The following is a 12,125-nucleotide window of genomic DNA, read 5'->3' as shown; positions in this document are numbered from 1 at the left end:
ATAGGGAATGAACTAAATGACACTACCAATCGCCTTACAATTATGGAGTGTAAAAGAGGACGCAGCAATCGACTTTTTCGGTACTTTAGAAAAAGTAGCACAAATGGGTTATGACGGTGTCGAGTTCGCTGGATACTATGGTAAAAATGCTTCGGAAATAAAAGTTGTTTTAAACAAACTAGGATTAAAGATAGCTGGAGCCCATGTAAGTGCAGATCAAATTATTCATCATATTGATGACGTAATAGCTTTCGAAAAAGAATTAGGAAACAAATATGTTGTATGTCCTTGGGCAAATTTTACTAGTATAGAAGAATGGAAAGAATTCGCGGAACATTTACAACAATCTGCAAACAAGTTAGCTGAAGCGGGAATTTCTTTAGTTTATCATAATCATGCTCATGAATTAGTCAGATTAGAAAGCGAATATATACTAGATATTTTATTAAACTCAGTTCCAACTAATCTCTTAAAAGCAGAGTTGGATACTTATTGGTTAGAATTTGCTGGTGTAGATGCTGTTGAATTCATGAATAAGTATAAAGGAAGAACTCCATTAATTCATGTGAAGGATATGGCTCCATCCAAAGATGAAAGTACCGAAGTAGGAAATGGAATTATGAATATTAAAGGAATTGTACAACAAGCAAAACTAAATTCAGCCGAATGGTTAATTGTCGAGCAAGAGGCTTTTACTAAACCACAATTAGAAAGTGTTGAAATTGGATTGAATAACTTAAGATTGATTTTAGCTGAAGCTTAAGACGCAAAAATTTAAGTAAAAAAATAGAGATGGGTGAGTTATATGGTAAAAGTAACGATTTGGAATGAAAATCGACATGAACAAATTAATCCAGCTGTAAAAAGCATCTATCCAAGCGGAATACATACAACCATTGCTACTTTCTTAAATGAAGCAGGTTACGATACTACGACGGCTACATTAGAGCAGGCCGAACATGGATTGACGAATGAAGTACTAGAAAATACTGATGTATTAATTTGGTGGGGACATATTGCTCATAATGACGTGGAAGATCAAATTGTTCAAAAAGTTTATGAAAAAGTATTGCAAGGAATGGGGTTAATTGTCCTACATTCTGGACATTTTTCTAAGATTTTTAAAAAATTAATGGGGACTAGCTGCGATTTAAAATGGCGTGAAGCAGCGGAAACGGAAAGACTTTGGGTTGTTGATCCGTCTCACCCAATAGTAGATGGTATTGGCGAATATATTGAGATTGATCAAGAGGAAATGTATGGTGAACATTTTGATATTCCTACTCCAGATGAGCTAGTTTTAGTTAGTTGGTTTAAAGGTGGAGAGGTATTTAGAAGTGGTTGTACATTTAAAAGAGGGAATGGGAAAATCTTTTATTTCAGACCAGGTCATGAAACTTATCCAACTTATCATCATAAAGAAGTTCAAAAAATCATCATTAATGCAGTAAATTGGGCGAATAAATCAAAAAGAAAATATCCTTCATATGGACATAAAGAGGCCATAGAGGCACTAACGTAAATAATAGATTGGAGCGAGAAAATGATGAAATTAGGAGTATTTACGGTATTATTTGCGGATCAATCATTTGAAGAAATGCTTGATAAAGTTGCAGATTCCGGACTAAAGGCTGTTGAAATAGGAACTGGTTGTTACCCTGGTAATGCTCATTGTCCGTTAGATCGTTTATTAGAAAGTGAGCAACTCAGAAGAGAGTATATTGAAAAAGTTGAGAAACGTGGATTAACGATTAGCGCTTTTAGTTGTCATGGTAATCCAATATCTCCTGATAAAGAGTTTGCGAAGGAATCTCATGATGTACTTGCAAAAACGATTAAACTGGCTTCGTTATTAAGGGTACCAGTTGTAAATTGTTTTTCTGGAACAAGTGGTGACCATGAAGAAGCAAAATACCCAAGTTGGCCTGTAACCGCTTGGCCAAATGAGTATAGAGATATACTAAATTGGCAATGGGAAGAAAAGCTAATTCCTTATTGGAAAGAAATGGGCAAATTTGCGGAAGATCATCAAGTGAAAATTGGGTTAGAACTACATGGTGGCTTTTTAATTCATACTCCATATACATTATTAAAGTTACGCAAAGAAACTAGTGAGGCAATTGGTGCTAACTTGGATCCAAGTCATCTATGGTGGCAAGGGATTGATCCTGTAGCAGCAATTAAAATACTTGGAAAAGAAAATGCGATTCATCATTTCCATGCAAAAGATACTTATATCGATCAAGATAATGTAAATATGTATGGTTTAACTGATATGCAACCATATGGTGAAGTTCAAACAAGAGCTTGGACATTCCGATCAGTAGGCTGTGGACATAGTTTAAAAGATTGGTCAGATATGATGAGTGCACTACGTACGTTTGGATATGACTATGTAGTTAGTATTGAACATGAAGACCCAATCATGTCGATAGAAGAAGGTTTTTCACGTGCCGTTAAAAATTTACAGTCTGTATTAATAAATGAAGAGCCATCACAAATGTGGTGGACTTGATCTAAATAGGAAACTAATCCAATAAAAGATGGTGAAATAATGGAAAAATTAAGAGTTGCGATTATTGGTTGTGGAAATATTTTTCTAATGCATGCGCAACCTGCTTTTATTAGAGATAATGTAGAATTAGTAGCGGTTTGTGATAATAAAGAAGAGCGAGCAAAAGAGAAAGCTGAACAATTCAATTGTAATTATTATACAAATTATCTAGAGCTTTTTGAGAAAGAGAGTTTAGATGTTATCCATATTTGCTTACCGCATTATTTACATGCGCCGGTTGCAATTGAAGCCGCGAAGCGAAAAATACATGTTCTTACTGAAAAGCCAATGTCTATCCATTATTCTGATGCACAAGAAATGGTAGAAACAGCAAAAAATAATGGAGTAACATTAGGTGTCATTTTTCAAAATAGATATAATCCAGGATCAGTTCTCATTAAAGAAATGTTACAAAATGGTACTTTAGGAAAAATAAAATCTGGAAAACTATCAGTAACATGGGACCGTTCTGACCAGTACTATTTGAATAGTGATTGGAAAGGGACTTGGGAAAAAGAAGGTGGAGGGGTAGTCATTGACCAAGCTATTCATACGATGGATTTAATGCGATGGTTTGTTGATGATGAGATTGAATATATCGACGCAACAATTAGTAATAGGGCACATGAAATTATTGAAGTTGAGGACTGTGCAGAAGGAGTTATCAAGTATAGAAACGGAGTAGTTACGGCATTTCATACGATAAACTATTATTCATATGATGCACCAGTTACGATTGAACTGCATTGTGAAAATGGAATTGCGAAAATAGTTGCTGACCGTGGAGTTGTCTCTTTAAAAGATGGAAGAGAATTCGCCTCTGATAACAATCCAAATGAAACATTTGACTACGGCAATGGTGCGAAAGGATACTGGGGCGTTAGTCATGTAAAACAGATTAATAATTTTTATGAATCATTGGAACATCATTCTCAGTTACATATTACTGGTGAAGAAGCAATGAAAACTCAAAAAATGATTTGTGCAATCTATGAATCAGGTAAGAAAAAAGAGAGGATCTATTTATAAACAATTAAATACCCCAAAAATTAATTGTTAGACCGAGAAAAAGCAAATGATGTGGACTGTTTCGTTCATGTTAATTGTTTAGCCATTAAAAGGATTTAGTGATTACCTTTTAATAACAAAGGATTTTAATATTTTAAATGAAGAAATTTCATTTACCGAAAGTAGTTCATTTAATTTAACTAAAACAAAAAATGCTTACTAGAACATACAAAGAACGCAAAAGAGGATATATGTAGTAGAAAAATAGGATAGAAATAGTAGATATCATATCTGCTTTTCTATCCTTCATTTTTATGTGTGACACTAAATATAAACAATTAAATATTAGTACATTTACACAATTGTTTGAAATCAATTAAAACCAATAGGCATTAACCTATTCAATCATAAAGTCTCTACCAAAGATAGTGATTTCAATATGGACTGAATATGAACCGCCATAAAAATAACGGTACGGAAGTGTAATAGGACTTGAGTAAAATATCATATATGATATTTTACTTACGAGATAATTCTATTTGATTCTTAATACTCTCAGTTAAAAGGAACTCGGTGTTTTGCCAGTCCGGATACAGTTGCATCATTTTCTGTTTTGCCTCTTCCTCCGAGTCAGATGTTTGGACTGCATTCAATAAATCATCCATGTACTTCTTATCGATTTCAAAAATTGAAACATCCGTCGGGTCACCATGTCCAGGATAGATCGTCGGTTCGAGTGGTCCGTATTTCTCTTTAAGTAGTACTAACTGTTCCTGCCAGTTTTTGATATGCTCACGCTCAACCCCAACACCTAGCCAAATATGAACTTTATTGTAAGAAAGATCTGAACTGATTAGCGCATTTAGGTCACGAGAGTAAAGAGTTGTCACATGGGCACTCTCTGTTGGTGGATAATCTGCTTTGACTTCGAGTACGCTTCCTCCAGGAAGAACTATTTCATTTGTTTGTAATACTTCCAATCGCATATTATAATCAAATCCATCTGGAGATTGTTCGGATTTTGGTTTCATTTGCGGTTCACCCTCAAGCCAATTAACAGAATCCATCCATTCTGTAAAATTGATGATATCATCTTTTACTTCTTGGGAAGCAACGACAATTTTAAGATCAGGAAATTCCTGTAACATAGCCCCCATACCGAGATAATGATCCGGATGTCCGTGTGTAATTAGCATTGTCTTTGGTATTGAACCTTTTGACAGTGCAAGTGCCGCAACTTTTCGTGCCTCCTCGCTGTTTCGTGTGCAGTCTACAATAAAGGTACCTTTATTATCTGAAAAAATATAAGCATTTACATTAGCTTCTTCTGCATGGTAAACATCAATAGTAAGTTTTTCTTTCATTTTTCAATTCCTCACCTTTATCAAAAATAGTATTTATAGATATCATTATCCTAATTTAATTTTCCTTCGAACATTATTGCCTTTTTCTAATTGGTTTAATAATACATACGTAATTTCATAAACTTACTTTTACAGCAAACTAATTAAAAAAAGCAATATAAAGGTAAGTCAGATTTATTATACATTTACCAATATTATAGGTATATATGGTACTTTTTTGTGCTTATGGTACTTCAAAGTTCCTATTCATTTCTGATTAACAATGTGAATTTAAAAATATCTAACTATTGGAGATGCAGTATCTTAATGGCTAAGTTTCCTTTACCATCTTCAGTACACTTTTAAAGATGTATAAAACAAAAAAAGAACCACTTAGAAAGGTTCTGCGTCGAATATACACTTCAAAGCGATCTTTGAATATGATGGGTATATATGGAAAATAATGCTTGATGCAGAAATGAGGTATATTATGAATCATTTATCGAGGATGCCAGTTCAACAAAATGACACAGGGGCGTCTGATCGTGTTATAAGTATGGAAATTCAACAGATGAATGAAAATCCGACGGTTCATGAATTTCGATCCCTTGATGAGTTTGAAAGTATGTTGCGAAATAATATCACTTTAAGTGCGAGAGCTATGTTTCAAAGTAGATTGAGCTTTGCCGTATTTGAAAGATCGCGATGTAATCCAATGTACTGGCAATTAATGAGATCAGGAGCATTCCAATTAAGGCCAGGTGTAAAACCTTCTGACGCGATTAATGATATTTACTTTAATAGTTCACTCTACGCGTTTGAATGTGCAACGGCAATGGTCATTATTTATTACCATGCGGTTTTAAATCTGATTGGTGAAAACTTATTTAATCAAATTTTTCAAAATATCTATTTATACGGCTGGCATGCTAATCCTGACTTAGGAATAGGTGCCCAGTATTCTGATCGAATTTTACCTGGTGATATCGTTTATTTTAATAATCCAGAATTTAGTCCACTAACCCCTGAGTGGAGAGGAGAAAATGCCGTTGTTCTAGGAGATGGTACGTATTTTGGACATGGATTAGGAATAATGACGGCTGAACAAATGATTTTTAACCTAAATAGAATGAGATGGCCAGGAGCATATCGTTCTGCCTACCTCACTAATTCAGTTACAAGGCCGAATTTTAAACAATTGGCGGGATTATCGAATTGGCAACGAGACTATTCAATTAATAATAATAGGAATATTGTCTTACATCATAACCAAAGTTCGATTTCATTTGATTTTTATATGTATTTGTTAAATTTCTTTTCGTGATATTCAATAGTTATAAATATTACTTAACTGTTGGTGGTTCTTCTTAAGGTAAGAGGTTAAATTTGAGTCTTAGGTTTCTCTTTAAATAAAGAGAAATTTAAGCTCTTTTTTTAACAGTAAAAAAGGGATTTCTAAATAATGTCCAAAATATACAAATCGATAATAGGGAATTATAAACCTATACTAGTATAAGGGGACATATTTAATGAAGAAAATAATACAATTTACCTTACTATTCGTGGCACTTAATCTATCACCGATATTTGTTCTTGCTGACGAACAACCAAATAAAGAGCTAATGAAGATTGTTAAAGAGTTTACTCCGTCGAACGCTTTACTTGTAACTCCTAAAAAACCTTTGTACGCATCATCAATTCAAGCCTATGACTTTAACCAGGATGGGCAGAAAGAATTAATCGTAACATTTAAAATTAAAGCAAAAGTACAACCTTCTCCTTCCCTATATGGAGTAATGGTATTTAAGAAGATTAATAATGAGTGGGAAAAGGTTTGGGAGACAAAAATTCAAGGAGTAGATTTAGATTTTTCGGGATTAGCTGATATTACTGGTGATGGTGTAAAAGAATATTTATTTGGTGTTACAATTGGGGCAGCAGCAGGAAGCAACCTTGAAATTTTTCAGTGGATTGATAACTCATTTAAAAATATCGCAGAAGTTCCTTATCATGAAGTCGACCTTTTGAATGGAAATCAAAAAGAAGGTTTGGCAGTTTGGCGATCGTATATTGCTGATAGTTATTTAGTAGATGTATTAAAATGGAATAGTGAAAAATTAGTTTATGATAAAGAATTATATTCTAAATACTATCCTTTCATTGAAAAGTTTTATCGTGATAAAATTTCAAAAATGAATGCGTGGTTTTACTGGTATTGTCTTGCAGATGCTCAAATTAAATCAAATTTATTCGAAGAAGCATCTAAATCAATTGAAAAAGGGAGTTTGTTAGCAAAAAAATTATCAATGCCTGAGGTAGTTCAGAACTTTAACAAATTAAGTGACAGATTGGAAGAAAAGAAAAATAGCTTGTTGAATTAACCCATTGCTTTAGTTTAACAAGACAGTCGGCTGAAAAGTCGATTTTTTTTATGGAGCAAAATAGCAGTTTAGTTGAAAAAGAAAATATATAAATAATGTTTATAGTTCGCTCAAATTATAAAAATCAATAAACTTTTTGAAGCAAATTCAAAATGGGATTACACCTGGATTGAATCTTTTTCATAAGATTTTATAGAAAGTAGATAGAAATTGTGTAACAGACTATGCTGTGTTTCTCCAAATTAGAGGGTAGTTCAATTTGTAGATGATGTAGAAATTAATAAAATCATCATTAAGAATATCTTAATAGTATTTATTGGTTAACATAAAAAGTATGTTTCCTTTATATATGTTTAACAATTAAACTGTATAATTAATAGTTAATTTTAAGTAATTTAGTTAACAGTTCTTTAAATCTTGAAGGATCCGTAATATATAATAAACCTGAAAAAAAGCTAGCAGACACGACTGAAAATTCATCTATATAAGTTCAATTACGTAAATGTTTTTGAACTTTTTTTGTGTTTATTCGAAAATTGAATAACCATTCTGGCTTAAGGATATGGAAATGGGAGGAATAGATACTTGATGTTAAGTTAGTTTTGTACTTCATATTTATATTACCTCCTGCAGGAAATCACTTAAAAGGAAAAATTGTAAATTTAAATATTATCTAAGTGTGTGTTCCAAATATCATTACGGATTACTTAACACAATGATTTCAAGAATAATTGTTTAATATAAAATTAATGTTTAATTTACATAGTGAAAATATAATTGTCCGTGTAATACTCTGCACCTTCTCACTGAAAAAAGTGAAATTAAGATTTTAAAGGGTAGTTGAATTCACTAGGTGAAGAAGTCGTAAGGAAAGTTAGGGATCATTTTGAAAAAGGAGGAACGATATTTAACTGATATTTAATTAATCTTCACAGTGTATTAATTGTTGTAGTCTGATTTATTACATTAAATTTACTTAGTATTCTGCTTGAGAAAGGGATTTTTTTTATGGTTAATTTAACGAGGTTTAACAAATCATTACTTTCTTTAATATTGATCGTTTCATACATACTCGGAAATTTTGTTGGCTATATTCCGGTGAATGCAGCTACTGATGGGTATAGTCAGATTGAAGCAGAAAATTTTAGTTCCAAGTCAGGTTCATATCTTAAAGTTGAATCTTGTCCAGATGGTGGACAAAGCATTGGAGGAACTAATGATAACCAGTATTTAGAATACACCAATATTGATTTTGGCAGCGGGATCAATGGTGCTACAAATTTCAGTGCAAGAGTCTCAGTTAAGGGTTCGAATGCCGGTGGGGATATTGAAATATGGATTGATGGTCCTAATAGTACAAATGGAAACAAAGTAGGTACACTTTCAACTACTGCTACTGCAACAGACAACTGGAATGTTTATAAAACAATGTCAACTGAAATTACTCAGGTTACTGGAGTTCATAAAGTATACCTTGTATTAAAAGTTAATCCTGGAAAAACATATGTAGCCAACATTAACTGGTTTCAGTTTTCGAAAACGTTGAACAGCATCTCTCTTACGAAACTACCAACGAAAACTACATACCGAATTGGTGAAAGCCTTGATCTCACAGGCATAGTAGTCACTGGTACATATATTGATGGTACTACACGTGTAGAAGAAATTAGAGCATCTGATCTAAGTGGTTTTAACAGTTCTTCGCCAACACAAAGCCAGCCTTTAACTGTAACAGTACTTGGTAAGAAAGTTACTTTCATAGTAGAAATAAAGCCCAAAATTCTAGAAAGCATTATAGCACCTAAATCGATTACAGGTGTGGAAAACGGTACAGCACCAACTAATGTTGCCTTAGGCTTACCTAGTAATTTAGTTCTAGTTACGGATGGTGGAAATGTTAATGCTCCTGTGAAATGGAATATTGACTCTTCAGGTTATGATCCATCCAATAGAAATGAACAGATTTTTACAGTAACGGGAACAGCTATTCCTCCTGTAGAGGTTACAAATCCGAATAATGTAGCCTTATCAAAACAAATCAACGTAACAGTACTTGCTTCAAATACACCAGAGAAGGATACTAGCTATAAATTCAGTTTTATGGCAATATCTGATACACATGCTAATGCAAAAGGAGATACCAATGATATTATCCTAAATGAGGCGATGCAAGATGCGGTAAGTAATAATGTGAAATCAGTTAGTGTTGGTGGGGATCTTACTGATTATGGAACAGATACACAATATGACACTTTTATGACAACTATGAATAAATATCCCCAATTAGACCGCAACTATGTATTTGGGAACCACGATGTAAGATGGATGACTGGATTTGATACTGCAAAAGATAGATTTCTATCCCATACAGGCATGCCAGCGGTGTACTTTGATAAATGGATTAGTGGATATCATTTTATCTATTTAGCAACTGAGACGGATGATAAGGACAGTGCTTATCTTTCGGATCTTCAACTTAACTGGTTGAAAGTAAAATTGGCCGAGGGTGCAAATAAACCAAAACCAATCTTTTTATTCATTCACCAACCATTAGGGAATACAGTGTCAATGACAAAGTCTGAGGACGGCTATCAAAGCGATGAGGTACAGGATCAAAAATTTAAGGATATTGTAGGTGAATATCCTCAAAGCGTATTAGTAACAGGACATGTGCATGATGATATAAGATTGCCAGGGACTTTATTTAACAAACAGTATTTTTCAATGATAAGAGATGGTGCAATAAAGTATTTTCCTTCTTATACTAAAGAGCCAGGTGCTCAAGGGTTGATTTTTGATATTTATGCCGATCGGATTGTAATAAACGGAAGAGACTTCGCTACAAAGAGTACGATCGCAACTTGGACTATAAATAATTATACACCGGATGCACTTCTTGCAGATAAACAAGCACCTACTGTACCGGTCAATGTTAACACAAATTTAGTAACAGACAAGATGGCAATGCTATCATGGGATGGATCATCAGATAATTTTAAAGGTAATGTAGGCGTTACAGGCTATGAAATATATAACGGTGATACATTAATTGGCTCGACAACAGGACGAACTAACTTTAAAGTAACGGGATTAAAACCTAAGACCACATACCAGTTTAGGGTTAAAGCACAGGATGCAGCAGGTAATGTATCAGAGGAAAGTAGTGCTCTTAAAGTTACAACCTTAGCATTTGATCCAGCTCCGATCAATTTGACTTTGAACAAAACAGCTACAGCTAATGGAAGTTTAGTAGGATATGAACCTTCAAAGGCAGTAGATGGTTCTACTGAGATTAGTAGAAAGTGGTCCTCAGATACGACTGGGGAGAAATGGTTGATGGTTGATCTTGGACAAAACTATGATATTAGCAGATGGATTGTGAAGCACTCTGGAGAAGGTGGAGAGAGTTTATCTCTTAATACAAAAAATTATAAGCTTCAGGGCAGTCTCGATGGGACGACTTGGAGGGATTTGGACTCGGTTGCAGGAAACGTATCGAATAGCACAGACAGGTATTTTAACAAAACCAATGTAAGGTATGTAAGGCTTTATATTACGACGCCTCAAAATTATGCTGAAACAGGAACTGCAAATATTTATGAATTTGAAGTATATGGACGAAGCATTGATGTTGAGCCTCCTTTGACTACGGCAATAACAGATGGGGTTATCGGTGATGAGGTGTGGAATACAAGGAATGTGAATGTGAAGTTCAATGCTGTGGACAATTCAACTGGTACTGGTGTCGATCGTATCGAGACTAGAATAGACGATGGCGAATGGGTAAACCAAAGCGAATTAACTTTGACAACTGAAGGTATACATACAATTGAGTATCGTGCTATCGATAATGTAGGTAATGAGGAGGTTTCAAAGCAACTTTCTATTAGAATTGATAAGACAGGACCAACAATTGCAGAATCTGTCCCATTGAATGGAAGTGTTTATGAAAATGATGGCGAAATAACTCCTGAGTTTACACTAACAGACAACTTTTCAGGTGTTGATAACAATAAAACGATGGTAACACTTGAGGATTATCCATACAAAACTGGAGCATCAATTCCATTTTATACGTTACCACTTGGTAATCATCTCCTAGTCATAAACGCGGTTGATAAAGCGGGGAATCTTGAGACCAAAACAATCCAGTTTACAACAATTGCAAGTAACGATTCTTTAAAAGGATTAGTAAGACGCTTTGCTAATACTGAATGGATTGATAATGCTGGAATAGCAAATAGCCTTCAAGTAAAATTAGCACAAAATAATTTGAAAAGCTTTATGAATGAAGTTAAGGCACAAAGCGGTAAACACATAACAAATAAGGCCACAGAGTATTTACTTCGAGATGCTCAATATTTGTTATCGCAACAATAATTTGTTTAAAAAGAAAGAATGATTGAAATGTTAAGTTATAACAATTCAATCACTCCCATTCTCAAAAATTTTAATGTAACACGTTTTCAAGATCCTCAACAATTCTTTTGGTTGAGGATTTTTTTGCTCTAAATTCTATCATTCTTCGACTATCGGTATTAGATAGCGAATAAGTTACCCGTTTTCTTTGTTTATTATTGTTATTTAATTAGAGAATTCCATTAATATTAGTGACAAAAAACGCCAAGTGAGAAATATAACAAAAAATATAACAAAATTTCACATACCGTAATATATTAGAAAAAACGAAAATATTAAGTTATTAAGAGTCAAAGAGTTGCCAAAAAACATATTTTAGTAGAAAAACCAACCCTAAATACAGTCTATATTAAATTAAGAAAGTAGTTCCATTTTTGAAAGAGAACAAGTCATACATAGGACCTAAACTTTTTATATTAA

The 12,125-nt window shown here is 33.6% G+C and carries 8 protein-coding genes; 7 read left to right on the top strand and 1 reads right to left on the bottom strand.

The genetic code is table 11. The features are described from left to right. Window positions 1–16 precede the first annotated feature (16 nt). Genes AN960_RS15115 through AN960_RS15100 form a run of 4 tightly spaced genes read left to right on the top strand, consistent with a single transcriptional unit; the run spans window position 17 to window position 3,583 of the window. The gene (locus tag AN960_RS15115; RefSeq protein WP_056473192.1) at window positions 17–763 is read left to right on the top strand and encodes a sugar phosphate isomerase/epimerase family protein; all 747 of its coding nucleotides are present in this window, start codon (window positions 17–19) and stop codon (window positions 761–763) included. 42 nt (window positions 764–805) lie between these two features. Beyond that, window positions 806–1,522 (top strand): ThuA domain-containing protein, encoded by a 717-nt coding sequence (locus AN960_RS15110; RefSeq protein ID WP_056473191.1) that lies wholly within the window; start codon window positions 806–808, stop codon window positions 1,520–1,522. A gap of 24 nt (window positions 1,523–1,546) precedes the next feature. Next, window positions 1,547–2,515, top strand: coding sequence for a sugar phosphate isomerase/epimerase family protein (locus tag AN960_RS15105; protein WP_056473246.1), 969 nt, complete (start codon window positions 1,547–1,549; stop codon window positions 2,513–2,515). Between the two features lie 39 nt (window positions 2,516–2,554). Further along, the gene (locus AN960_RS15100; RefSeq protein WP_056473188.1) at window positions 2,555–3,583 is read left to right on the top strand and encodes a Gfo/Idh/MocA family protein; all 1,029 of its coding nucleotides are present in this window, start codon (window positions 2,555–2,557) and stop codon (window positions 3,581–3,583) included. Window positions 3,584–4,080: 497 nt separating this feature from the next. Here the strand turns inward: AN960_RS15100 and AN960_RS15095 are convergent, their stop codons facing one another. After that, window positions 4,081–4,926: an MBL fold metallo-hydrolase gene (locus AN960_RS15095; RefSeq protein WP_056473185.1), complete on the bottom strand. Its 846-nt coding sequence runs from the start codon at window positions 4,924–4,926 to the stop codon at window positions 4,081–4,083. A 469-nt stretch (window positions 4,927–5,395) separates the two neighbouring features. Here AN960_RS15095 and AN960_RS15090 point away from each other — a divergent pair, with 469 nt between their 5' ends. The 3 genes from AN960_RS15090 to AN960_RS15080 all read left to right on the top strand — a co-directional run bounded on the left by AN960_RS15090 (window position 5,396) and on the right by AN960_RS15080 (window position 11,666). Beyond that, entirely contained in the window at window positions 5,396–6,229 is an 834-nt protein-coding gene (locus AN960_RS15090) for a protein-glutamine gamma-glutamyltransferase (protein WP_056473182.1), read from the top strand. A 205-nt stretch (window positions 6,230–6,434) separates the two neighbouring features. Continuing rightward, a complete protein-coding gene (locus AN960_RS15085; RefSeq protein ID WP_056473180.1) occupies window positions 6,435–7,286 on the top strand; it encodes a hypothetical protein in 852 nt (283 codons plus the stop codon). Window positions 7,287–8,294: 1,008 nt separating this feature from the next. Further along, window positions 8,295–11,666 carry a carbohydrate-binding protein gene (locus tag AN960_RS15080; protein WP_056473178.1) on the top strand — a complete coding sequence of 1,124 codons (3,372 nt, stop codon included), beginning with the start codon at window positions 8,295–8,297 and terminating at the stop codon, window positions 11,664–11,666. The last annotated feature ends 459 nt before the right edge of the window (window positions 11,667–12,125 follow it).

The sequence above is a fragment of the Bacillus sp. FJAT-25509 genome (assembly GCF_001420605.1).
Lineage (GTDB): Bacteria > Bacillota > Bacilli > Bacillales > Bacillaceae_G > Gottfriedia.
This window is presented reverse-complemented; position numbering and strand designations above follow the sequence as displayed.

Excerpts from the sequence above, each read along its gene's own strand:
- AN960_RS15115 (WP_056473192.1), top strand. The coding sequence starts at position 17 with ATGACACTACCAATCGCCTTACAATTATGGAGTGTAAAAGAGGACGCA.
- AN960_RS15110 (WP_056473191.1), top strand. The coding sequence starts at position 806 with ATGGTAAAAGTAACGATTTGGAATGAAAATCGACATGAACAAATTAAT.
- AN960_RS15105 (WP_056473246.1), top strand. The coding sequence starts at position 1,547 with ATGAAATTAGGAGTATTTACGGTATTATTTGCGGATCAATCATTTGAA.
- AN960_RS15100 (WP_056473188.1), top strand. The coding sequence starts at position 2,555 with ATGGAAAAATTAAGAGTTGCGATTATTGGTTGTGGAAATATTTTTCTA.
- AN960_RS15095 (WP_056473185.1), bottom strand. The coding sequence starts at position 4,926 with ATGAAAGAAAAACTTACTATTGATGTTTACCATGCAGAAGAAGCTAAT.
- AN960_RS15090 (WP_056473182.1), top strand. The coding sequence starts at position 5,396 with ATGAATCATTTATCGAGGATGCCAGTTCAACAAAATGACACAGGGGCG.
- AN960_RS15085 (WP_056473180.1), top strand. The coding sequence starts at position 6,435 with ATGAAGAAAATAATACAATTTACCTTACTATTCGTGGCACTTAATCTA.
- AN960_RS15080 (WP_056473178.1), top strand. The coding sequence starts at position 8,295 with ATGGTTAATTTAACGAGGTTTAACAAATCATTACTTTCTTTAATATTG.